The sequence below is a fragment of the Paraburkholderia sp. SEWSISQ10-3 4 genome (assembly GCF_030464785.1).
GTDB classification, from domain to species: domain Bacteria; phylum Pseudomonadota; class Gammaproteobacteria; order Burkholderiales; family Burkholderiaceae; genus Paraburkholderia; species Paraburkholderia aspalathi.
The window spans coordinates 123,276-146,450 of sequence record NZ_JALPRI010000009.1 but is presented as its reverse complement, the minus strand read 5'-3'; the positions used below and the strand labels follow the sequence as shown (position 1 = coordinate 146,450).

19 protein-coding genes are annotated in these 23,175 nt (G+C 57.8%); 5 read left to right on the top strand and 14 right to left on the bottom strand.

From position 1 onward, the window contains the following. Position 1: 1 nt before the first annotated feature. The 3 genes from M0D68_RS19240 to M0D68_RS19230 are packed head-to-tail and all read left to right on the top strand — an operon-like array spanning position 2 to position 2,543. Entirely contained in the window at positions 2-1,057 is a 1,056-nt protein-coding gene (locus M0D68_RS19240) for a glycosyltransferase (protein WP_266224993.1), read from the top strand. Positions 1,058-1,074: 17 nt separating this feature from the next. Next, on the top strand, positions 1,075-1,668 hold the full coding sequence (locus M0D68_RS19235) for a histidine phosphatase family protein (protein ID WP_266224992.1): 594 nt from the start codon (positions 1,075-1,077) through the stop codon (positions 1,666-1,668). Then, positions 1,665-2,543: a hypothetical protein gene (locus tag M0D68_RS19230; RefSeq protein ID WP_266224990.1), complete on the top strand. Its 879-nt coding sequence runs from the start codon at positions 1,665-1,667 to the stop codon at positions 2,541-2,543. Before M0D68_RS19235 ends, M0D68_RS19230 begins: the two co-directional genes overlap by 4 nt. A gap of 37 nt (positions 2,544-2,580) precedes the next feature. Here the strand turns inward: M0D68_RS19230 and M0D68_RS19225 are convergent, their stop codons facing one another. Next, positions 2,581-3,309, bottom strand: coding sequence for a class I SAM-dependent methyltransferase (locus tag M0D68_RS19225; RefSeq protein WP_266224988.1), 729 nt, complete (start codon positions 3,307-3,309; stop codon positions 2,581-2,583). A gap of 344 nt (positions 3,310-3,653) precedes the next feature. Between M0D68_RS19225 and M0D68_RS19220 the strand changes: the two genes are divergently transcribed. After that, a complete protein-coding gene (locus M0D68_RS19220; RefSeq protein ID WP_266224986.1) occupies positions 3,654-4,721 on the top strand; it encodes a phytanoyl-CoA dioxygenase family protein in 1,068 nt (355 codons plus the stop codon). A 142-nt stretch (positions 4,722-4,863) separates the two neighbouring features. Here the strand turns inward: M0D68_RS19220 and M0D68_RS19215 are convergent, their stop codons facing one another. Continuing rightward, the gene (locus tag M0D68_RS19215; RefSeq protein ID WP_266224984.1) at positions 4,864-6,843 is read right to left on the bottom strand and encodes a hypothetical protein; all 1,980 of its coding nucleotides are present in this window, start codon (positions 6,841-6,843) and stop codon (positions 4,864-4,866) included. 742 nt (positions 6,844-7,585) lie between these two features. Between M0D68_RS19215 and M0D68_RS19210 the strand changes: the two genes are divergently transcribed. Beyond that, positions 7,586-8,599, top strand: a complete 1,014-nt coding sequence (locus M0D68_RS19210) for a methyltransferase domain-containing protein (RefSeq protein WP_266224982.1) — start codon at positions 7,586-7,588, stop codon at positions 8,597-8,599. Between the two features lie 11 nt (positions 8,600-8,610). On the opposite strand, the gene M0D68_RS19205 is transcribed toward M0D68_RS19210, so the two are convergent. The 12 genes from M0D68_RS19205 to M0D68_RS19150 all read right to left on the bottom strand — a co-directional run bounded on the left by M0D68_RS19205 (position 8,611) and on the right by M0D68_RS19150 (position 23,050). Beyond that, positions 8,611-9,033 carry a GtrA family protein gene (locus M0D68_RS19205; RefSeq protein WP_093636619.1) on the bottom strand — a complete coding sequence of 141 codons (423 nt, stop codon included), beginning with the start codon at positions 9,031-9,033 and terminating at the stop codon, positions 8,611-8,613. Positions 9,034-9,035: 2 nt separating this feature from the next. Beyond that, positions 9,036-10,319: an NAD(P)/FAD-dependent oxidoreductase gene (locus M0D68_RS19200; protein ID WP_266224980.1), complete on the bottom strand. Its 1,284-nt coding sequence runs from the start codon at positions 10,317-10,319 to the stop codon at positions 9,036-9,038. A 14-nt stretch (positions 10,320-10,333) separates the two neighbouring features. Continuing rightward, on the bottom strand, positions 10,334-11,272 hold the full coding sequence (locus tag M0D68_RS19195; RefSeq protein WP_266224978.1) for an NAD(P)-dependent oxidoreductase: 939 nt from the start codon (positions 11,270-11,272) through the stop codon (positions 10,334-10,336). A 178-nt stretch (positions 11,273-11,450) separates the two neighbouring features. Beyond that, positions 11,451-13,091, bottom strand: a complete 1,641-nt coding sequence (locus M0D68_RS19190; RefSeq protein WP_266224976.1) for a hypothetical protein — start codon at positions 13,089-13,091, stop codon at positions 11,451-11,453. An 8-nt stretch (positions 13,092-13,099) separates the two neighbouring features. Next, entirely contained in the window at positions 13,100-13,840 is a 741-nt protein-coding gene (locus M0D68_RS19185) for an SDR family oxidoreductase (protein ID WP_175052597.1), read from the bottom strand. Beyond that, positions 13,837-15,156, bottom strand: a complete 1,320-nt coding sequence (locus tag M0D68_RS19180) for an FAD-binding oxidoreductase (protein ID WP_266224974.1) — start codon at positions 15,154-15,156, stop codon at positions 13,837-13,839. The genes M0D68_RS19185 and M0D68_RS19180 overlap by 4 nt, the downstream gene beginning before the upstream one ends. Next, positions 15,153-16,577 carry a UbiA family prenyltransferase gene (locus M0D68_RS19175; protein ID WP_266224973.1) on the bottom strand — a complete coding sequence of 475 codons (1,425 nt, stop codon included), beginning with the start codon at positions 16,575-16,577 and terminating at the stop codon, positions 15,153-15,155. Before M0D68_RS19175 ends, M0D68_RS19180 begins: the two co-directional genes overlap by 4 nt. A gap of 25 nt (positions 16,578-16,602) precedes the next feature. After that, positions 16,603-17,730: a glycosyltransferase gene (locus M0D68_RS19170; protein WP_266224972.1), complete on the bottom strand. Its 1,128-nt coding sequence runs from the start codon at positions 17,728-17,730 to the stop codon at positions 16,603-16,605. Beyond that, a complete protein-coding gene (locus M0D68_RS19165) occupies positions 17,727-18,983 on the bottom strand; it encodes a glycosyltransferase (protein WP_266224971.1) in 1,257 nt (418 codons plus the stop codon). The genes M0D68_RS19170 and M0D68_RS19165 overlap by 4 nt, the downstream gene beginning before the upstream one ends. After that, a complete protein-coding gene (gene wecB / locus M0D68_RS19160; RefSeq protein ID WP_266224969.1) occupies positions 18,976-20,097 on the bottom strand; it encodes a non-hydrolyzing UDP-N-acetylglucosamine 2-epimerase in 1,122 nt (373 codons plus the stop codon). Before wecB ends, M0D68_RS19165 begins: the two co-directional genes overlap by 8 nt. Next, positions 20,094-21,671: a polysaccharide deacetylase gene (locus tag M0D68_RS19155; RefSeq protein ID WP_266224967.1), complete on the bottom strand. Its 1,578-nt coding sequence runs from the start codon at positions 21,669-21,671 to the stop codon at positions 20,094-20,096. The genes wecB and M0D68_RS19155 overlap by 4 nt, the downstream gene beginning before the upstream one ends. Continuing rightward, entirely contained in the window at positions 21,668-23,050 is a 1,383-nt protein-coding gene (locus tag M0D68_RS19150) for a phenylacetate--CoA ligase family protein (RefSeq protein ID WP_093636407.1), read from the bottom strand. The genes M0D68_RS19155 and M0D68_RS19150 overlap by 4 nt, the downstream gene beginning before the upstream one ends. Positions 23,051-23,175: the final 125 nt, after the last annotated feature.

Genomic DNA, 23,175 nt, shown 5'->3' with positions numbered 1-23,175 from the left:
CATGCCAAGAATCCCACGATTACTGGTAGTGCAGCGAGTTTCGCTATCACACGACAAATTGATGTCGAGGTCGATTGCCGCCCGCTTTGGTCCCCTGCTCGGTTATATGGCCAATCACGGCATGATCGAATGGGAGGAAATTGTCGAAGGCGACATTACCATCGGCCAGCTCAGGCGTTTTGACGCGGTGTTGTTCAACAAGCACACCTCCAATCGGGCGGTAGATTTGATGCGCATGGCCAACGATCTAGGCCTGCGTACGATCTACGATATGGATGACTGGATCATTGACTTGCCGATGTACAGCGTCACTGATCTGAACGACGACCTGTTGGCGAACATAACCTGGCTGTTGCGACATGCTTCCGTGGCGACGGTGTCCAACGAAGCGCTGCGCAATAAATTGCAGCGTATTCGTTCGTCTGTATCGATCATTTCCAACGGGTTTGATCACAGCGCTATTCCGTCGGATCCGAGCGATTGGCGAGAAGTCCAACCGCCAAAGATCATGTTTTCGAACACTGACGGCATCAAGCTTGTCCACTTCAGAAAGGACTTTTTCAAGGTCCTTGTGGACTTCATGAACCGGCATACGGAAGTGTCGCTGGAATTTTGGGGCGATGGATTTCCGGAAATGTCCCGGATTCCGCGCCTGGCGGCCAAGGGCTTTCTCGACAACGCGGCTTATAAGTCCGCCATACGTGACGCGGGTTATCTGTTCTCGGTTGTTCCACTTGGCGGCCGGGAAGATCCTGAAGCGCTGTTCTTCAATAGCTGCAAGTCATGTATCAAATACATCGACTATGGCAGCCTCGGCATTCCGGGCATCTATTCGAAAAGCCCCGTATACGAAGATGCCGTGACGCACGGAGTGACGGGCTATCTCGTGAACAATACAGCTGACGAGTGGGCTGAAGCCATGGAACAGATGTATCAGGATAGCCAGTTGCGACAGCAGATGAAACGCAATGCTTTCGACGATGTGCACCAGCGGTTTGGACTTGCGGCACCTGCGCGGACGCTGATGACACTTTTAACTAGCGAAAACTCAATCTAGTCGACTCAATCCGAACTATGGACCTTCTACTGATCAGGCACGGCCAGTCGACCGCGAATGCGCAAGGACTGCTCATTTCGACCAACCAGGACCCGCTCACGGACCTCGGCAAAACACAATCCACACAGCTTGCGAAGACACTGGAGCGGTTTGCTTATCAACCGTCCCCCCTCTTTTCCAGCCCGTGGAAGCGTGCTCATCAGACAGCGCAAATCGTCTTCGGTGAATCAGCGCCGATGAAGCTTGACGCCCGGCTTGCCGAAACCAATCCTGGCATCTATGCCACGTGGCGTGAAGCTGACTTTAACGCTGCGTATCCGACGTTCAACGACGACATCACCAATCGCTATGAAGGAGGTGAGTCGCATCTGGATATGGCCGATCGCGTACGCAACTGGGTAGATCTCGAAGTACTGCCCCATGCGTCGGAGCCAGGAATTACCGCAGCAGTTGCACACGGCGGACCCATTAGCGTGGTTCTACAGCACCTGCTGGGCATTCCTATCGAAACGCGCTACCCGAGCTTCACCGTACCCAATGCGTCATTCACCTACCTGAAGTGGCGCAGCGACCTGAAACGCTATTGCGTGGAGCGCGTAGGCCAGGTATGAACAAGAGCGTTGCGATCTACGAACCGCTTTATGCGCAGGATCAGGCACTCGCCGACCCTGAATTTATTCCACTCGTGCGTGCGGAAAACGCGCGACCGGAGTGGCGTGAATTCGGGATTCTTGTCGACATGTATCGCAACAAGGTTCATCTACGCCACGACTTCACGGGCCTGTTCTCTCCCAAGTTCAATCTGAAGGCAAAGATATCAGGCGCCCGTTTCCTCGAATTCGTGCGTGCACAGGCTAATGCGGACGTCTGCTTCATCAATCCATTTCCGCAGATTGCCTATTGGTCGTATAACGTCTGGATGCAGGGCGAGCATGCCCATCCTGGACTTACCCGTGCGGCGCAAGAACTGATCGACGCTTGCAAGTTGGGTTGGAAGCTCGGCGAGACGCCGAGGCACGATTCCCGGTACCTCGCCTATAGCAATTTCTGGGTGGGATCCCAGCAATTCTGGGAACGCTATGTAGGCGGCGTTCTGGTTCCGATCGCCGAATTTCTGGAGTCCGAGCCGACTCACGTGGCTGCGCGAAACGTCATGGAGGAAACCAGCCATACGGATCCAGCGCCCTTTCTGCCGTTCATCATCGAGCGTCTATTCAGCACTTTCGTATCGACTCATGCGGACACGAACACCGTGGCCTATCCGCTCACGCACGAGCAAATAAAGGACTATTGCAACAACGATTTTGAGCGATTGCTGCTTGACCGCATGCGAGCCAGAATTGACGCCGCAGATTCTGGCCATGCTTTTGGATCAGATCTCATCGAACAAATGGACACGGTCTGCGCGCTGTGGCAACAGCATTTCTTCGACTACTATGCTTTGCGACCGCATCCACATACGATGAATGTCGTTACTCGGGGTTAGCGTCGGGTGCTAACGACTCCAGGCGGCTTAAACCAGATTATTTCCTGATTAGAAATACGTCCTGGTGATTGTCCCAGCCGCCTGGAAGATGCTCGACGATAGTCAGGTCGTTTTCCGCGCAGACGTCCTTGACCCAATCGCCAGGGGTGAGCGAGATACCGTAGCTATCGCCAATATAATCTACGGTCTTTGCTTCAAGTGAGTGATCGACTCGATAGTTCACAAAGCCAAACTGATTTGCGTCGTAGCTGTTCAACAGATGTTGGCGTGCGGCCTCGCCCACTTGATAGCAATCCCCAATACCAAGATGTTCGCGAGATTTCTCACCGTGCGTGGTGACTACACCGACGCCTCCTGACTTGACCTTCGAAAAAAAATGTCCGATGACCGAGCGCGCGTTGTGACTGGACAAATGAGTAACGAGCGAGCCTAGCGCAGCAACATCGAATGTTTCTGCAGGGATGTTTTTGAACTCGTAAACAGGATCAGTGATGTAGTACCCAATGGCCCCGAAGGTTTCAACGCAGAAATCTACGGACGGGGCCATGATATCCGCCACGTGAATGTGCGAAGGGTCAAATCGCTCCGCCAACTGACGCGTTACACGGCCGTATCCGCACGGAAGTTCGAGAATCGTCGGCGATTCGGCGCCCGCCAGTTCGGCCGCATGTACTACGAAGTCAGCCATCTGCTTGCCGACCGAAGCGTAGTGTTCCAGCGAACCGTGGAACATGTCGTCGTTAGGGTGGATCGGCGCGGCGTGCATTGGTTATCTCCTCATCTTTGTTTGGGCAACAGCAGGAGGAGCAATTGTACAAGGCGCGCGCCAATATCGTTTCCTTGCACTTGGTCACGACGCCGCTTAACTTGCTGCACACGTTCATCAAGATTAGCTCGCGACGTTCCCAGTTGTCCTGCGCGACGTTGTGTATGGGTGTCGAACTGTCTCCGATAAGTCATTTTAAACGCCTTTGCAAGAAGCGCTTACGATATCTTGACGACTAGCAAACAACTCCATTAAGGTATCCGGACATTCAATAGGCCCCGAAGGGGCCGCGGCATACTCTTGCCGCGACAATTCTTCGTATATACCAATAAGAAACTCGACCAATGAAAATACACAGCAATCTATTGCCGGGGGTCCCGTTTATCGAAAGCCCGTTCTTCAACAAAGGAATCGCGACGGCGGGGTTTGATAACGAGACGCGCCGGGTTGCAGAAGACCTTTACCGAGACGGCTTCGCCGTCATCGATTTTCCTGACGAAGAGTTCGACTCAATAGCGGATCAAATCAAACAAGATCTGGTAGACAAGTACGACTGGGAATATTGGCTTTCCGAAGGATACGATGCCGGCGATAGCCTGCGCGTCATCGACGCATGGAAAGACAATGAAAACGTGCGCCGGCTAGCAACGAATGCCACGGTCATTTCGCTTCTGAGCAACCTGTTCGGTCGTCAGGCATGGCCGTTTCAGACTCTGAATTTTCCCGTGGGCACGCAGCAGCATTACCACAGTGATTCAGTACATTTCAGTTCGGTTCCAGAGCGCTTCATGTGCGGCGTCTGGACCGCTCTTGAAGACATCGATGAAGATGCTGGCCCGCTGATTTACTACCCGGGGTCGCATAAGTGGCCGATTTATACGAACGAACATCTTGGTGTTTGCTCCGTAGAGACACCTAGCTCGCGGAACCAGCAGACATTTGAGCCGCTTTGGGAAGCCTTGGTTGAGGAGCATGGCATCAAGCCACAGTTCTTTACACCGAAGAAGGGACAAAGCCTCATCTGGCTTGCCAACCTCCTTCACGGTGGGCTAAAGCAATCGGACAAGACCAAAACCCGTTGGTCGCAGGTCACACATTACTACTTTGAGGGTTGCGCGTACTACACGCCCCTGAGTTCCGACCCGATGTATGGCGCCATCAAGTTTCGGGATCCGATGAACATCCTCACTGGCGAAAGATCCCCGAATAAGTACTGCGGATACGATATTCCGGGCGAATTCGTCGAGTTAGCGACTCGCCTCCAGCAAATTGATCGTGCCGCTCCGCTCCCCGCGGATTTCGACGCTGCAGAATATCTAGCCGCCAATCCTGACGTCATGGCCGCTGGCGTTGATCCGATTCACCACTATCGTTATTTTGGTGCTAGAGAGGGGCGCGCAATCAAAACTTGACGCACCGGCCGCCCGAAAGGGCGGCGTCCTGTTTCAGAGCGTGAAGTTCAACGACACCATTTTCGCGGCGCAATTCCTAGCTGAATCGTCAATGTCACCCGGCGACTAGCATGTGGTCAGACAAATAGTTGATCGCAGCCCTTCAGTTCGACGTCTTTAGCAATTTTTCATCGATCGGCTGAGGAGCGATATGCACATTTTCAAGTGTGACATGGACGCCTCTGCTCCACATCCCTACAGAGGGCGTAAGTAGTTTGATTTCCTTGACGCGCGACCGACTGTTGTTTGCCGTCGCGATCGAGAGCAGATCGGCATTCGATTTCACAAGAGGCGATAGCAGGAATCCCGTCTCTCCCATAGCAGGGATGTAACGATATTTGAACGAGCGCCCATCATTCAATGTGATCTCGATGAAGACTTGCGGGAGTTTAAAGGCGCCGAGCACGAGGCGGCCGAGAATGGTGGGCCTCATGTGAATTCGAGCGATCACAATGCCATCCGTAGCCGGAATTGAGATTGGCTCTTCCACGGACGTATCAATATCTGCAAGCGGTGTCGACGCATAAGGACGTGGCGGAAGAGTCCGCGCCATGCGCAGATATCCATGTTCATCACTAACAATGGTGTAGTACCGCAGCAGCACCAGCCAGCTCAGAGCATCATCAAGTGTCGGAAGGCGATCGTCGATCGTCTTAACCTGAAAGAAGACATTTTCGGGTGCCTGTGCGCTCGTCAAATGATCTGCATTAGCCTGGTCAAGGCGCGGGCGGTAGGCCGAGTAGCTCTGCAGAATCGGGCGGCCGTTCCACGGTATCTGATTCGCAAACAGAATCGACAAATTCCACGGATATACGTCGGCGGTTCCCGATACGTCACGAATCGGTGTCAGCGCGCGAATTTGTTCATTGCCTTGAGCAAAAGTGCCAGGGAAAGACGACGGACTCGTCAGTCTTCGATCTAACCCGTCTCTTAGCGACTCGTAAGCAAGGACCGTCCGTTGTCGGAGGAAATCTGGCTGGAAATCGGGCATCGTGTATTCCATTGCCCCCCAACTGACAACTGCGACGATGCAAAGCACCACGGCGGGAACGCGCCTAAGAAAAGTCGACAGTGCAAGTGCAAGAAAGAGCATTGACGCTGCGGACATGCGCTCGTGACCATCCTGTCGCACGAAGCCAGCTTTGAACACGATGAACAGATAGATTGCGATACCGGCGATCGCTAAGATGCCGAGTTTCGCATGCGTGCGGCCGACGCAGACATAAAACAAGATTGCAGCAGTTGCCGCTGCGACCATCCAATACAAAACTTCAGTGAAAGGCCCATGCCGAGACATAGCCTCGGAATAGCCAGAAATGATAGGCCCTTGGGCGACGAAAAAATGAGGTAATTGGGCTAACGGTTGGCCAGCCGCAACCCATCCGATGCATAGCGATAGGGCTGCCGTCACCAACACCCCACAAGCGGTTCTACCGCGCCGCATGTAGAGAAGCATTGCAATCGTGATCACCCCCTCGGCGCCGACGAGGCCTGCGAAACTTCCCTTTACGATAGGAAGTATTCCAGTTGCACCTGAAACAATGGCAACAAGAATCGCCACGGAAGGCGTAACCGCTAAATGATGTTCGCTCTCCGGCCGCGTGGCGATTCGATATGTTGCCAGCATGAGCAAAAGGGGAATGCTCAGGAAAATGGCATCCCTCGAGAGCGACAAAGCCACTATCAACGGTAGGAGTAGCAGCGCCATGGGACGGCGATCAAAGCCTATGAGGAAGAAGCCAGCACACAGCCCCGCGGCCAGTATCGCGCTCCCAACCAGCATGATGGAATCCGTTGCCGGATGGTAGAGCGTGGTGTAAACCGAGGCGAAAGGACCGAATGTGAAAATAACGTCACGTCCAAAGACCAAGTGTCGCGCGACGGCTTCATTCATGGCATATGCCCATGATGAATCGAGACCCACGAAGTAATAGGACGGGTCGGGAGGTGCCATCGCAAACATCGGCTGGAACGGGATGATCGCCAGTCCCGCAAGCACCAGGGAAATGATGGCGACACCCAGTATTAGCAGGCGGATAGGGCGCGGCGAGGTTTGCTCAACTGTGTGGTCTGCGGTGTGCATTCGTTTCCTGGCCAAATTTCATTCAACCGATTTTGTCGCGCGATTTTACCGGTTGTCGCTCCAGACGCATCTTGTTCAAATCCGACAACACAATAACATCGGTCAGACGCTACCCAGCCTCCTTGGTTGGATCTTAGTCGGCCGGGCGAGAGTCTCTCTGTGTACCGGGGGCAAGCCTCCACAGATTGGACGTTTCCGCGTCAGTCAAAATGGCTTCGCAAGGCACGCGGGGTGGACCGGATTCGCCAATGCTGCTGAAGGGCTGTCACCGCCTACGTCTACAAGCACGGCCACTTCTGCAAGCTTGCCTAAAATGAAATCCACCCGACGATTTCTCCCTCGCCGGGCACCACGTCATGGTCGCCTGTCTTCACATTCGCCCCTATGGTGACCTACCGGGAAGATGCGTAAAAGAGATCGCATTTGTAGCTTCTCGTAGGCTTTCGTAGCTTCTCGTAGCCTTTCGTAGCTTCCGGCACTATCATGGGCGAGTTAGCGGGCAAAGGCGAAATCGTGGACGAGCCACGCACCGCCAGGTGCCGCAACGTCTCTGTGCCCAAGGGTTTACCCAAACCAACCACAAACTTGGGTCTCGATGTCATTCACATTCCGTTCACGACACGATCTCGGGTTTATCTAGTTCGCATACAGACCGAGCGGACATCCAGCAGCGCAAGTATCAGCTTTAACCAAGACGGGTGGACGGCATCATTTCAGTGCTCACTTCGCGAGGAAATAGTTGATGAATCGCAAGCAGAAATTGCTCGACGGCCTGAATCTAAAGCAACTGACTGGTATTGAGATCGGGCCTCTATTTCGTCCTGTAGTGACGAAATCAGAGGGCGATGTCATCTACATCGATCATGCCGATACCGAATCTTTAAGGAACAAGTATCGGACCAATTCCGCAGTCGACATCAACGCGATTGTTGAGATCGACGCCGTATGGGGCGCCCAGACGCTGCGTGAATGTCTCAAGAACAGGACCGTAGACTACGTCATAGCGTCTCACGTAATCGAACACGTCCCCGATCTGATCACATGGCTGGAGGAACTACACTCCATTCTGAATCGGCAGGGAGAACTGAGACTTGTCGTCCCCGATAAGCGTTTTACTTTTGATCTCATCCGCCGCGAAACGGAGCTATGTGACGTTCTAAGCGCCTACATTGCGCATGCCCGTGTACCGCAACCCATATGCATTCTTGACCATCTGCTGAACGTCTCCCACGTCGATCCCAAACGCGCCTGGGATGCCGAATTGAACGCAGAATCGGTCGAGCGTTGCCATTCATTTGCCGACGCAATTCCACCTGCAACCGATTCGTTCCAAAACGGCACATACCACGACGTGCACTGTTGGACGTTCACACCCCGCTCATTTGCGAGCCTGTTTGAAAGTCTGGCGCGCGCCGGACTCGTTCACTTCGCCTGTGATAACTTTTTCGACACAGAGCGCTATGAAATCGAATTCTTCGTCGCGCTAAAAGCTTCGGACGATCAACAGCAGATCGTCAACAGCTGGGCCGCCATGAAGAGTGCGACGACAACTTCCGTGCCGCACATTGCTGCCTCGAATAGCAAGTCGCTTGCAGATCTACTCGAGCTTGAGCGGTCACGCAATCTCGCGCTCTCAAGAAAATTGGAGGCGGCACACCGGACGATCCAGGACCTCCGAGAGTCGACTTCGTGGAGAGTCACTGGACCGCTGCGGTCGTTGGGTTCAACGTTGCGCCGAAAGAGACAAAGGGCGTAACCGATGCAGCCCTAGTGTGATCGGAACGACAGCTTTTTGTGCCCAATATAGCTAGTAAATACGGGCACGATCACACCCACAAGGTGAGCGATTTCCTTCTTGTGCCACACAACTCCGAGCCACGGCAAGACATGAAAAGCCAGCACCACGCTCACCACCCACGTCTGCAACACGGCGACCAGATTCACCAACGTAAAAAACATCGCAGACCGCGATGTGGAGTGAACGCTTTCCGTAAAGACGAATAGCTTCGTCAGAATGAAGGCGGTGATCATGCCTGCGATATACGCAAGTACGATCGCCGCCGTAAACGGCATCCAGTTATTGAAGATGATCCGGCTGCCGAAATTCACTCCGGCCGCGACCCCGCCAGCCAGAAGGAATTTGAGGAAACGGGGCGACACCAGTCGCCCCTTCGCGGTCCCTGCGGGCATCGTCACAGCATCCTCGCCATCTTTCGCGCCAGACCGATACTTTCGGAAATGCCACGATCTTCCGGATAGTAGTAGGACGTATCGGCCACCAGAAGCCCCTTCACAGGAAGCTGGATCGGCGGAAGCCGGTCAAGGAAGCCCGGCTCGCAAATCGGCTGTGCGTAGCGGTAACGACTCGCGCGTACATCGATGAAATCGTCGCTGGTCAAAGCCGGATTGATTTTCATCAGATAGCGCTTCACCTTGTCGATGAAAACACTGTCCGCTTCCTGATATTTTGCATGCTCGCCTGGCACGTAAAACGGGACATACACAATGTGCTCATCGAGCGGGCGGAGATTGGTGTACTCAACGAGGCCAGGAATATCCATATCCGGATCGTTGACGTTCAGCCAGAAGTTCTTCGTCACTGCCTTCTTCAGCTTGGCGATCACACAAACCACCGCCACGTTCTTCACGCTCTGGAACGCGGCCGAAATGTCAGCGGGCAAATCTGGAATGACGCGCGGGACATACGGCAACGGAATCGTGCTGATAACCTTGTCGAATGGCAGCACTTCCCCGTTGACCTGCACGCCCTTCACTGCGCCGTCTTCGATCACAACTTTCTGTGCCGGCGAACCCAAACGGAATTCACCGCCATTAGCCTCGATATAACGGCGCATGCCCTCGAGCAACGTATCCGAGCCGCCCTCGAGATAACCAAGCTTCTCGCGGAACAAGTCGTAGCGCGAACGGCCGATACGGCGAATTCGACTCCAGATCCAGGCAGCAGACAAGTTGTACGCATAGTCGTAGAACTTGTAGTCGAACAGCCGGCGCCACAGCACTTCCCACGCCTCTTCACCAATCCAACGGCGAATCCAGCCGGACGCTTCAACATGGTCGAGCGGACGCCAGTCATCGCGCTTGGTGGACAGGAATGCATGCAGGCCGTAGCGAATCTTCGCCGTCAGACTCAGCCCTTTGAACTTGAGCAGCGCGATCGGGTTTCCCCAAGCCTGCACATGTCCCTGATAGTAGTAACCCATCTTGGTCTCGACCCACTTCAGTTGGTCCTCGATACCAAGTTCACGCAGCACCTCGAAGAACGCGTGATCGGAGATCGCGTGGAAGTGGTAATAGCGCTCGATCGACAACCCACCGAAATCGAAGCACGCGGCCATGCCGCCTACGCGGTCGTCTGCTTCGAATATAACGGGCTTGCGCCCGTCTTTAACCAACTGGTAGGCGACCCCAAGGCCCATGGGGCCTGCGCCCAACACCGCGATCTTTTCGTCTGTCATCACTATTTCCTACTTCAAAATTCAAGCGCGATCTGGCTGTACATAGGGTCGTTGAAGGTTTCATGCATCGCCTTGGCAAACGGCGTGGCCTTGATCTGGAATATGCCCTCCCAGTCGATCACCTCGAACTCATCGCCGGCAGTCAACGCTTTCAACTGATCCGCCGTGAAAGGCGGGTTTTTGTCGAACAGCGCGTACACCTTCAGCAGCACATAGAACAGTCCGTACGGAATGCGCACGATCGCGCAACGGGCATTCGTAGCCGCCTTGATTTGACGAATAATGTCGATGTAGTCGACTTGCTCCAGCCCCGTGATGTTGAACACCTTGCCGCTGATTCGCGATTCGATGCAACTGATAATCACGTTGCAGAAATCCCCTGCATAGAGCGGCTGACGCATGTAGCGCCCACTTCCGGGGATCGGAAAGACCGGCACGCGCTGCATAAAGCGCGAAAGCCAGCCAAGATGTTTGCGGTCGAACCAGCCGAACATGAGTGTCGGGCGCAGCACCACACATTCAATGCCTGACGCCAGCACCATCTCTTCCTGCTGCTTCTTGGTGTCGGTATAGAAATCGTCGCCCACGGATTCCACGACAGATGAACTGATGTGCACCGTGTACGGGATATTGAATTGCTTGATCGCCGCCAACACGTGAGTCGTAGACGTCAAATTGTTGCGGATGAAGGGCTCGATCGTCGGGCCACCAATCTGGGCCTGCAGCATCACGACAACGGCCGCGCCCTCAAAATACCGAGTCCAATCGCCCGGCTCAGCCAGATCCGCGTACTCGACCGTGATGTCAGGGTGCACGCTGCGCAAGACTTCGATATTGGCGCGGTGTTTGTCGAGTACGACCAGGTTCGTATACCCGCGCTGCTTGAGACGAGCGACAAGATTCTGGCCGACAAGGCCGGCGCCGCCTGGGAGAATGATGCGCGTATCGTTCATTGATCTATCGTTCAGATTACTCGAGTTTAGGTAATGCGCCGCACACGGGCTAGCACATGCTCGCGTCAGATAACGCGACATTTTAAGCTTTGTGAAACGCCCCTTCTGAATTGGGGCTGCAATTCGAATTCATCACCGCCGTCTGGTTCGAACAGTAGCATCCACACTACTGGGCAACTTACTCCGGCACTTTGCCTGCCTCGGTCAACGCACAGTACGTATCTCCCTGTTTCGCCAGGACGCGGATGGTCTTGTCATCGGCACGGAAAAAGCCGGTCCAGCCAACACGGTCGCCCTTAAACTTCAGTACCGTCTCGACATCTGGCCGGTGTCTGCCGACAATCCCATAACCGCGCAAGTAGTTTTGCGCATTGACGATGACAACTTCCGTCGGCTGCACTTTTGCATCCTGATCGTAAATCCAGCCACTGGCCATATATCTGCCCGGCGTGCCGGTCGGCTTGATCAGATCGATCGCGCCTTCACAGGTGCGACTCGCCGTAGTTTGTTCAGGCGCGCAAGGATAGTCTTGCGAGCATCGCTTGAAAATCGACAGGCCTCGAGCCTGCGCGGCTTGCGAAGTAATCCGAAGCGCCTCGACCCCAGGATACACGACATGTGTCCATTCGCCATCGTATACGTCCTCGCGCACCGCAAGTCCGGCCAACTTCCGGGCAAACAACTGATCCCGGTCCGGCCGGAAGGCTGCACCCTGATACGACAAAACCGTGGCAAGCGCCAAGGCAAATAATCCAGCGTTCACGGCGCGAGCCTGCGGGCGCGGTGCGTTGACCCAGAAGTAAAGCAGTAGCGACAACCATGCAAATAGCGATGACGTGGTGTAGCGATGCGCAAACGCAGATTCGATACCAAAGGGTAAGCGCCCCCCGGCGGTAATGAACGCGCAGCCGCATACAAAAACGGCGAAAGCAAGCAATGCGGGAGCGCGAACCTCTCGGCTGCGCCCGAGCCACAAACCGGCCAGTGTAGCGACCACGACAATGGCACCGGCCAGGTATGTCAGCGAAAGCTGCGCCGTCGCAGCCCAAACTGGAGCACCCAGATAAAGCAGCACGTACTCAACCATCTGTATCGGATGATGGAGTAGAGAGCTCGTCACGCTTCCGTGCACTGGCGGCGACGCGTAGTGCCTGAAGTATGCAGTCCATACCACAGCGGTTGCGAACCCTATCAACGCAACGCGCTGCTTTGACAGACCGAAGTAAAGTGAAAAAACGAGCAGCACCGGCAATACCAACAGGCCACTAGCCATCCAGCACGCGGCGAGCGCGCCGTATAGCAACGCCAGCAGAAACTGACCACTTCTTCCAGACGCATCACGGCAACGCGCCAATGCGTCGAACGCCAACATCGCGAACAGATAGACGCCGAACCATTGGTTCTGGAATCCCCATGTCAGGTTCTCGTCCTGTATCCAGGAGAACGCTATCGTTGCGATCGCACCGGCAAGCGCGATACCCGCGATCCACGTTAGGCGGACATCGCGCGACACGATCCGGCCAACCGTTGCAGCCAAACCCGCGAGCAAGACGAGATTCGCCACGAGATCGACGATATTACGGCCGCCGAACCATCGAATATCCGTCCAGAAAATCAGCCTGGGCAAGAGCAGTCTATGTTCGTTGTGTTGCTCCCACAGCACGGACCAGTTGTCTGCGAAGCGTATATAACCGCCCAAAGAGCCGTCCCATTGATCCCAGAATGGCACGGGAGAATAGCTTCTCACGACGCCGATGACACAACTGACAATGACGAACAATCCGCAGAACCCGAGTACCCACGCAGCAGTTGCGGTCAAACGCCCCCTCACAACGACGCCCTCTTAAACAAGAACCCCGGCACCGACCGAATGATCAACATGATCCCCGACCAGAACCACGGCGTATAAATCGAATCCTTCTTCTTCTCGACCGCACGGACGATATCGTTCGCAACGCGCTCAGGCGTGGCGACAAGCGGTCCCGGCAACGGCATACCGGCCGTCATCGGCGTATCCACGAACCCCGGCTTGATGGTCAGCACATGCACGCCCGACTTGAACAGCCTTGCGCGCAAACCTTCACAGAACGTAGACACTGCAGCCTTCGCGGTACCGTAGACATAGTTCGAAGGCCTGCCCCGATCTCCCGCCACCGACGAAATCACCGCGATCACACCGGTCTTCGCGCTTTCCATAACATTCGCCAGCGGCGTCAGCAACGCAATGACCGACAAACCATTGGTAGACAGCTCACGCAACGCGACCTTCACATCCTGTTCGCAGGCTTTCTGATCGGACAAGGTCCCGTGCGCAATCAACGCAACATCGATACCGCCAAGCGTACCCACGCACGCATCGAGCATCGCTTGATGCGCGTCGAAGTCGTTCATGTCCAGCACGTGGCTCGTCGCCGCCTTGGCGCCGCGCGCCACGAGATCCGCGGCAATCTGTTCCAGGCGTTCCGCCTGCCGCCCGACGAGAAACAGCGTCGCGCCTTCGGACGCCCAACGGCGCGCGCAGGCGATGGCAATTGCGGAAGTCGCACCGACTATCAGGACTTTTTTCATGTTTGTGTTGTTCGTTGCCAAAAACGGGACATCAGCGCGGGATCGCGCAATGCCTCCAACTGATGCCACGCCGGATACGCGAGCTGGAAGTCGCTCGCGGACATATGCGCGTCCTTCGCCGGGTACAAGCGGCCCCCGGCTTCCCGGACGATCGCGTCGAGGCGCTCGAACAGCCGACGATTGCTTTCATCGTGCTGCGGAAAATCCAGAGCGAGCGACGCCCCTTCCATCGGAAAAGACAACAGGCCCGGCGAGACCGCATCGCCGCAACGCTTGAGCACGGCGAGAAAGGAGCCCGTACCGCTTTGCCCGATTGCCTCCAGAATGGCGTGCATGGCGTCGCGGGAGTTAACCTGGGGCAGCACGCATTGATACTGTTGAAACCCACGCTTGCCGTAAATCCGGTGCCATTCGAGCAGGCTGTCGAGCGGATAAAAATAGCTGTCGTAATCGACTTCGCTTTGCACCGTTTTCTGCTGCTGACGGTTGTAGTACAGCGCATTGAATGCGCGCAGCGTGAGCGGATTGATCAGCGAGATCGGCGGCGTGATCGGCACGGCACGCTTCTTCTTGACCGGAAGCTGCAGACCGCCCCGCTCCGCATGATCACCAACCATGAAGATGCCGCGCCCAAGCGATGACCCACGGCTTAGGCAATCGATCCATGCCACGCTGTACTCGTGCTTGCTGTCGAGCTCTTCCGACAACGCAAAAAATTCGTCGAGATTGCCAAAGCGGATGCTCGTCACCGAGACGCGGCTCGAGCGAATCGGCATCAACTGAATTTCCACCCAGGCGATCACGCCGGTGAGTCCGAGGCCACCAATCGTTGCGGCAAAGTACTCGGCATTTTCCTCGGGCGAACATTCGAACGCCCCACCGTCCGAGCGCAACAACGCAAAGCGGCGCACGTGACGGCCGAACGTGCCTCGCACGTGATGGTTCTTGCCGTGCACGTCGTTGGCTACTGCGCCGCCCAGCGTTGCGTACTTTGTGCCGGGCGTGACGGGCAGCATCCAGCCGCGCGGAACCGCGATTTGCAAAATGTCGTCGAGCGTCGCACCCGCCTCCGCGCGCACCACGCCAGTTTGCCAGTCAGCCGCAATAAATCGATCGAGCGGCCGCGTATACACAACCTGATCACTCGCAGCGAGACAACTGTCGCCATAGCTACGGCCATTGCCATAGGCCAGCGTCGTACCGTTGACGCCGGCAACCTGCGCCAGTACCGGTTGCAGGCGGTCGCGCCACTGCACGGCATGGCCCGCCTGCGGATGATCTGGGTAACGCCCCCAGGACTTGAGCGGCTTCGTCATATGGCGAACCAGAACACCAGCCCCATCAGCGCGACGGTCAACAAGCTCGTGCGGTCTTTGGCAGCGAACACCACTGGGTCGTCATGCATCAGCCCGCGGTGCGTGATGAGCCATGTGCGGCTGATCCAGTAGAGCAGCAACGGACACGCCAGCCAGATCACCTGCGGATGACTGTAGAGATGCGTCGTCTTTGAGTCCTGAATGTAGAGCGCGAGCACCAGCACCGAAAGATAACCGGAGGCGGCGCCAAGTGACGAGATCATCGACAGGTCGTCGGCTATGTAGCCGCGGCCGCGCGCTTTCGCGCCGCCTGCTACGCGCGTCGCATGCAATTCGGCATAGCGCTTCACCAGCGCCAAGCTCAAAAACAGAAACATCGAGAAGCCCAGCAACCAGAACGTCAGGTTCATCCGGAACGCCGCCGTACCGGCGATGATGCGCGCGGTGTAGAGCATCGCCAGCACCACGACATCGAGAATCACGCGGCGTTTGAGCACAAACGAGTACAACATCGTCAGGACGTAATAGCCTGCAAGCACGGCGGCAAACCGCCACGGCAGCCAGATCAGCGCCCCCGCGAACGCACCGATCGCGAGGACCGGAAACGCCACCATGCCCCAGACGATCGACAACGAACCCGAGGCGAATGGGCGCCGCCGCTTGGTGGGATGATGCCGGTCGTCGTCGAGATCGAGCAGGTCGTTGAGCAGATAGACACTCGACGCGCAGAGGCCAAACAGCACGAACGCGAGCACGCCACGCAGGTCGAGTTCCAGCGATGAAACTTGATGCGACGCCAGCAGCGGGATAAAGATCAGCAGGTTCTTGAGCCACTGGTGCACGCGCAGCGCTTTGAGCCACACGCGAAGTGGGTTCTTGCGAGTCTGCAGCACGCGCTCGACGTTGCCGATTTTCTGCGCGCGCCGCGCTACGCCGGGCGAGGGATTCACCACATACGCGCGCTCAGCCGCTTCCCAGACCGCGATGTCGTCGTGTGAGTTGCCGGCGTAATCGAAGCCCTTGTTGCCGAACTCGCGCACCAGCGCATCACGCTTGCGGCCTGACGACAGATTGACCTTGCCGTCGGTGGCAAGCGTCTTGTCGAACAAGCCGAGATGCCCGGAGATCGCCTCGGCATAACGGGCATCGCTGGCGGTCGCAAGCACCAGCGAGCGGCCGGCCGCACGCTCGCGCTTGAGCCACTCGATCACTTTCGGGTCATAGGGCAAGGTCGAGACGTCGACGTGCGTAGCTGCGGCAAGCTTTGCCTTGAGATGCGCCTTGCCGCCCTGGGCAATCCAGACCAGCGGACGATAAAAGCGCAACGGGTTCGCCTTCAGATAGGCAAAACCCGTCTCGATCAGCATATCCGATCGTATCAGCGTGCCGTCCAGATCTACCGCCAGTGTTTTCCATTGCATTTCGCTAATCCTTCCCCTCGCCGCGTCACGCGACTTCCCGATATAGCGCACTATATGCTTTGCCAAGCGCCGCGCCCGAAAACAGCGTTTCGTATCGCTCACGAGCGGCGCTTCCCATAGCCGCCGCTACCGCATCGTCGCTCAGCAGCACATTCATTGCGCCAGCCAGTTCTTTTGATTGTTCCGGTGCGACGACAAAACCCGTCACACCATGTTGATTGACGTAGGACGTTCCGGATCCCACTTCGCAGCACACCATCGGCTTACCGAACATGGCGGCCTCCACCAGCACCATGCCGAATGCTTCAGAACGCAAGTGCGACGGCAATACCATCGCGCGGCATCCTTTAAGCAGGGCGACCTTTTCTTCGTGCGTCACCTGTCCGGCAAAAACGACATTGGTCGCGCCCAATTGCTGCGCCAGCGCCGCGAGGCGCTCCCGTTCCGGACCGGAGCCTGCAATCACGATTTTCACATTCACATGGCTTGCTGCCTCGATCAGCGTGTGCAGGCCCTTGTAATAGCGCAACACGCCGAGCGCGAGAAAATACGGTTCGCCGGCCGCAAGACCGAGACGATTTGCGATGTCGCGTTGCGCGTCCACGGAATGCGGCTCGTCGCGGTAATCGATGATGCCGAGCGGAATGGTCTTCAACCGTTCCTTCGTCACGCATTCCGTCAGCGCCTCGCTGGTCTGCGCATAGGCAGGCGAGGTTGCAACCACCGCGGACATGCTGCGCAGCGTGCGCCGCATCAACGGCCCGTAGACGGCGCCTAGCGCCTTCTGACGCACGATATCCGAGTGATATGTCATCACTGTGGGTTTTTTCGTTCGGCCCAGCAGATGCAGTACGTCCGCGAACGGCCACGGAAAGTGGAAATGCACAACGTCGGCCCAGTCGGCCATCTGCCGGTACTTCATCAACGCGCTCGGGCCGCCCAGATCGCATGAGGCCGGCGCCGCCCAGGATTTCGCGCGTACGACGCGCCCCTCGGGATAGTCGATCTCGCCTGGCTCGGGTGTCGGCGACAAAGTCAGAATGCGGGGCTCTACACCGCACTCGCGCGTTGATAGCGCGATCTGTCGAATCGCTTCCTGCAAGCCACCTGGCGGATCGGGGAAATAGGTACGGTAGACATGAACCACTTTCACGTGCGCACCTCCGTGCCGTGGTGCTGTTGCACACTGCCGTTGCCCGATTCACGGCCATGGAAAGTGATCTGTAGCATCTTGTCCAGCCGGCGCTCCCACGTGTTGTCGCCCACTGCTGCCCGCGACTCATCCGCGCTCAGCTTGCCGCGTGCAAGCTGTTTCTCGATTGCGGCGATAAAGGCTTCGAGGTCGCCCCCTACTTCGAGACCCGCACGGGGCTCTTTCGCAAAGTCCAGCGGCGTCGAGACCACTGGCAAGCCCGCCGCGAGGAATTCGTAAAACTTCATGGGGAACATCGAACGGGTGTATTCGTTCAGCAAGGTCGGCAGCACGCCGACCTGCATGCCGCGCATATAACGGGGCAAAGTCTGATAGCTGCGATAGCCGAGCAGATGCACGTTCGGCAAGCGCGCCAGTTGCGCGAGCAATTCGCTGCGCTGCCCTTCCCGCTCCTCGCCGATGATCACCCATTGCCACTGCGGCCGGGCCTGCGCGGTCTGCAGGAGCAACGGAAAGTCGACCTTGAAGTCGGACAGCACGCCGTGATACACCAGCCGCGGCTCCGGAATCGCGGCAAGCTCGGGCGGTAGCGCCCCTTCTGCACGCGCCTCGCCGAAGTGCGCTTCGTCCACCACGTTGCCGAAAAAATGCGTGTTGGGGTTAAACGGCTGGCACGTTTCCTTCAACGACATCGCCGTCGTGAAGACTGCCTCGCAGCGCCCCACCAACGCTTGCTGCGCGTTACGGAACGCCGCCACGTCGACGCCGGGAATCGCCGCGATATCGTCAACGCAGTGATACACGAGCGGCCCGCGAGGCAGCGTCGCAATCGCATCGAGCATGTACGGGTGATAAGTCCAGACGACAGGATCCTTGAAGCGCTGCGACTTCGCGAAACGGGTCACGGAAAAGCGCAGCAACGCCTGGTTCAGTGAGCGCACAAACGGCAGGTGGTGCCCGGCCGGCACCATCAACGGCGACAACACCCAGATGTTCTCAGCACGCCGCGGCGGCCCGAGTACGAGCGATTGCACGCCGCGCCACAGACGACGCCACAAGCGGGCCCAGTCGCGCCCGCTACCTACCTTGGGCGAACGGAAACCGACGCTCTCCACGTAAAGCACCCGCCAGCCGCGTGCGGCCAGAATGCTCGCCGTATGCTGCTTGTTCGTCCAGTACGGTTCATCCCAATCAGCGGTCGAAAACAACACGCAGTCGCGCGCGGCAAACGCCGTGTCCTTGCCTTCAACCACCGAACACCTCGACCGGCCGACCCAGCAGACTGTCGAGAATACGCTGCGAGGCCAGCCCGTCACCGTAAGGGTTCGCGCGATTGCGCAGCGCCTCGCGGCGCGCCGGATCGTCGAGCCAGCCAATCACCGCGCTTTCGATGCTGTCCGACGCCTGACCGGCCAGCGTCGCAAAACCTGCATCCACGCCTTCGCGCCGCTCGGTGTGATTGCGCATCACAACCACCGGCACGCCGAAGGTTGGTGCTTCTTCCTGAATGCCGCCGGAGTCGCTGACAACGACCGCGCTGCCGCTGATCAGATAGAGGCTGGTCGGATAATCGACCGGCTCGATCAAGGCGAGGTTGGGGATGCCGTTCAGTTCGCGCAACACGGGTTCGCGAACAGCCGGATTCAGGTGCACCGGAAATATCCAGCGATATTCGCTATAGCGCTGGCACAGGTCGCGCAGCACACGGCAAATGTCCTGCAACACGTCGCCGAAGTTTTCGCGCCGATGACAGGTCACGAGGATGTGCTGCTGCTCCCTGCCCGTCCATGGCGGCAGAGGACTTTGCGGCGGCGTCGCGTCCCAGCTGCGGCGCACTGCGGCAATCGCATCCACCACCGTATTGCCGGTGACGACGATTTTTTCCGCGGGCACGCCTTCGCTCAACAAGTTCTCACGCGCGAGCTCAGTCGGTGCGAAATGCAGCGTGGTGATGCGGCTCAGCAGGCTGCGATTCGCTTCTTCGGGGAACGGGCTCTTGAGATCGCCCGTGCGCAATCCGGCTTCGACGTGGCCCACGGGAATGCCGCGATGAAAAGCTGCGAGACCCGCGCAAAACGCCGTCGTCGTATCGCCTTGCACGATCACCCAGTCGGGACGCACCTGCTCGAGCGCCCGATCGAGCGCGGACAAAAGCCGCGCGGACAATGCGTTCAGCGATTGCCCGGGACTCATCGTATCGAGCGTAATGTCCGGTTCGATGCCGAAGAATTCGAGCGCCTGCGCAGCCATGTCCTTGTGCTGACCGCTCGCACAGACGATGGTGTCGACTTCGGCACGCAAGGCCCGCACCACTGGCGCCAGCTTGATGACCTCGGGCCGTGTGCCCATTACCACCATGACTTTCATTGCAATGGCTTCCCTGCCTCGACCTGCACGTGAGCACCGCGAAACTCGACACCGAGCGTCAACGGCGAGGCGCCATTCGACGGCGTCAGGATGCGGAACGTACCACCTTCTTCGATGACCTGGGTCAGCGACCTGAACTTCAGAAAATCGAGCGCCGCGTCCTCATGCATGAAGAGCGGTTTTTGCGCCTTGCTTCGGATGTACGCGATGAATTTCTCGTGGGCATCGATGCGCAATGCCTCATCCGGCCAGCCATATGCGTAGCGTTCGGAGAACGGATGGTCGAGATAGCCGAACAGCGTGTTGGTGGCGTAAGCGTAGTCGAAAGCCTGCTTGAAAATTGCAAGCTTGTCGCCTTCGTTGAGCATGCATTCACCGTGCAGCATGCACTGCTGACTGTGGCCGATGAAGCCTGCCGGCAGGCCGGCCAACGCGCCGCCACGCGCCGTCAGAAACTCCGGATCATTGCGGATGATCCCGCCGATGCAACCTTCATAACCGGCGTCGGCGAGGCCGCGCATCGCATAGGGTGGCGATTGGTGAAACGGCGACACGGCGTAACGCACCGGAACGCCCGTTACCGCTTCGAGCAAGGCCGCCGAATGCGCGCCTTCCCCTTGGGCGCTTTCGTAGCTGCCACCCCAGTTCGGCGCGTGGGTCGCTGTGTGCGACAGCACCGCGCCCTGCTGCCTGTCGGCCAGCAGTTCACGAAGAATGCCGTGATGCTCGGTGCGACTCAGGTTCTGCGTGTGAACCGCCAACGAGAAAGGCACGCCCAGGCGCTGATAGCTTTCCCACAACGGACGCGCCGACTCGACGTCTTCGTCGCAATCGAGCCGCGAGGTAATCGCCGCGTCGTAACCCCACGGCAACTCGCTCAGCACCGGCTGACACGGCAGCGCGTCCGAACGGTAGCCCGACAGAAAATTCTCGACCATGCGCCATTCGAACGAATCGCATGGGCCCACGGGGCGGTTGAACCACAGCACACTCGATGCGCCGGTATCCCACAGCGCGGCATACGAAAACTGCCGCTCACCGTCTACGACGACAGCCGCGAGTTCCGCCCCGGCAGGCACCTGGGCTGCTTGCGCGACTGCCCAGATCGAGCCGTCGCTGCGAATCGCGCCGAAACCGAGGTTGTTCCACTCGTCGGTGAAGTCGAAACGTTCGAACGGGCGATGCCATGGTTGGCCACCCAGCGTCTGCGCCAACTCGCTATAGCGCACCACCGCAGCGCTCTCGCGCGCTTCGCCCGCGGGCGCCGACGCGCTGCGGCTCGCGCTCGCCAACTCGGCCGGCACATCCGTCGACTGATAGCACAGATAGTCTGCGAGCGCCACAGGCATCCGGCCGAACACGACGAGCTTGCGGGGCCGCGCGGTCAACCATGCGATCAGGTCCGCACTCCAGCCGTCCGGTGCGTCGACCGCGACGACCACGTCCGGCGCGATCGAACGCAAGGTGCTGCGCGAGATCGATTGCGCCTGGGTGGCGCTGACGGAGCGCTGCACGGCCGCCAACACATACTGGCCGGCTTCCGCTGCTGCGTCGGAGAAAAGAATGCCGATCATGCAGTGACCACGTGACGAAATTTGGCCCGGCTGCCCACGCGCACCAGATCGTCGTGCCCAACATAGGCAATCGTGAACGCGTCCTGCCAGAAGTGACGCAGCTTGTTGGTCGTTTCTTCCGCGTTCGCTGTCGGTTCAAGCACGATTCGCAAGGTGGGCGGCTCGGTTCGCAGATCGATCTGGAACTCCTGAATCCCGCCGACGCGATGGTCGAGCATGTCCTGAATATGGTGTGTCGGGTGCGCCACGCCATTGATCGGCACGACGTCGTGAATGCGTCCGACAACGTCCGTCAGGAAGAAACCCTTTTCGGTCTCCTGCACACGCGCGAGATCGCCCGTTGCGTAGCGAATCAACGGCATCAAGCGGTTGCGGAAACCCGTGAATACGAGCTCATGCGCGCCATCCGGATTGCCTTCCGACACGCGGCTTTCCGGCCACCCTTCGGATTCGAGAATCTGGAAGCCGCCCTCATGGCCGTCGAGTTCGTAGGCCATCACGCCGAGTTCGGCGAGACCGTAGCGATCGATCACCCGACAGCGCAACGCCTTCGCGATCATTTCGCGGGCGTGCGGCTCGAGCAATTCGCCGCTCGATTCGAACACCGCGAACGCCTTGCCGCCGCCGTACTTGCGCTGCACGTAGCAAGCCAGCGCATACATGGTCGACGGATGTGAGTGCGCGAGATAAGGCTTGCGACGCTTGAGCGTCTGCCACATTTCTTCGAGACCCTGATCGTCGATCCGGTCGAAGAAAATGTTGCTGCGATTCATCGCGAAGCATTTGAAGTCTTCGCGCGAGGGCCATTCAGGCATCACCTGATCCGGGAAACGGCAGGCAAAGTGCAGTTCCGAGCGGTGGCGCAGCTTGCCGATCCGTTCACGCGCGTAGAACGTGACCGCCGACGAATAGTCCGCGCCTTCCTGGTCGTAGTAGATCGTGGTCGACAACCCCGTCGAACCACCGGTCTTGCACACGTGATGGCGACCCGCTTCAAGCGGAATCGACAGCATGCGCGCACCCTGCTCGCGGATGATGTCTTTCGTCAGATACGGGAGCTCTTCCAGATACCGCGGGTCCTGCTTGACCTTGGCCGGATCGAACTGCTTCGCCTGGAACAGGTCGCGGTAATACGGCACCTGCGCACCGGCGAATTCGAGAATGCTGGCCAACCGCTCAAGCGCAATGCGGCGACGATGCGGCATCGGCAACGTGTAGTGCTGCCGCAACTCTTCGATCTTCGGACGTACGCTACGCTTTTCGCGACTCTCCGCGATCGGGTACGCAATGTAGCCGCCCGCGAAACCCTTTAACGTGCGAAACGGCTGGCGCACCAGCAGGGACTCGGAATACCGCAGAAATGGATGGTTAGCTCGCATGAAATTCGAACCTTGTTGCGCCTGTGTGGCTCCCGCCAAACGCGCTGCGGGAGGTTCGCGGGCGCGTTCAGTGGCATCGTTGTCACCGTTGTATTGGGCGCGAAGCCTGTCTACGGACCGAAGCT

Excerpts from the sequence above, each read along its gene's own strand:
- M0D68_RS19200 (WP_266224980.1), bottom strand. The coding sequence starts at position 10,319 with ATGACAGACGAAAAGATCGCGGTGTTGGGCGCAGGCCCCATGGGCCTT.
- M0D68_RS19240 (WP_266224993.1), top strand. The coding sequence starts at position 2 with ATGCCAAGAATCCCACGATTACTGGTAGTGCAGCGAGTTTCGCTATCA.
- M0D68_RS19195 (WP_266224978.1), bottom strand. The coding sequence starts at position 11,272 with ATGAACGATACGCGCATCATTCTCCCAGGCGGCGCCGGCCTTGTCGGC.
- M0D68_RS19215 (WP_266224984.1), bottom strand. The coding sequence starts at position 6,843 with ATGCACACCGCAGACCACACAGTTGAGCAAACCTCGCCGCGCCCTATC.
- M0D68_RS19220 (WP_266224986.1), top strand. The coding sequence starts at position 3,654 with ATGAAAATACACAGCAATCTATTGCCGGGGGTCCCGTTTATCGAAAGC.
- M0D68_RS19205 (WP_093636619.1), bottom strand. The coding sequence starts at position 9,033 with ATGCCCGCAGGGACCGCGAAGGGGCGACTGGTGTCGCCCCGTTTCCTC.
- wecB (WP_266224969.1), bottom strand. The coding sequence starts at position 20,097 with ATGAAAGTCATGGTGGTAATGGGCACACGGCCCGAGGTCATCAAGCTG.
- M0D68_RS19235 (WP_266224992.1), top strand. The coding sequence starts at position 1,075 with ATGGACCTTCTACTGATCAGGCACGGCCAGTCGACCGCGAATGCGCAA.
- M0D68_RS19210 (WP_266224982.1), top strand. The coding sequence starts at position 7,586 with ATGAATCGCAAGCAGAAATTGCTCGACGGCCTGAATCTAAAGCAACTG.
- M0D68_RS19225 (WP_266224988.1), bottom strand. The coding sequence starts at position 3,309 with ATGCACGCCGCGCCGATCCACCCTAACGACGACATGTTCCACGGTTCG.
- M0D68_RS19150 (WP_093636407.1), bottom strand. The coding sequence starts at position 23,050 with ATGCGAGCTAACCATCCATTTCTGCGGTATTCCGAGTCCCTGCTGGTG.
- M0D68_RS19185 (WP_175052597.1), bottom strand. The coding sequence starts at position 13,840 with ATGAAAAAAGTCCTGATAGTCGGTGCGACTTCCGCAATTGCCATCGCC.
- M0D68_RS19155 (WP_266224967.1), bottom strand. The coding sequence starts at position 21,671 with ATGATCGGCATTCTTTTCTCCGACGCAGCAGCGGAAGCCGGCCAGTAT.
- M0D68_RS19230 (WP_266224990.1), top strand. The coding sequence starts at position 1,665 with ATGAACAAGAGCGTTGCGATCTACGAACCGCTTTATGCGCAGGATCAG.
- M0D68_RS19175 (WP_266224973.1), bottom strand. The coding sequence starts at position 16,577 with ATGCAATGGAAAACACTGGCGGTAGATCTGGACGGCACGCTGATACGA.
- M0D68_RS19180 (WP_266224974.1), bottom strand. The coding sequence starts at position 15,156 with ATGACGAAGCCGCTCAAGTCCTGGGGGCGTTACCCAGATCATCCGCAG.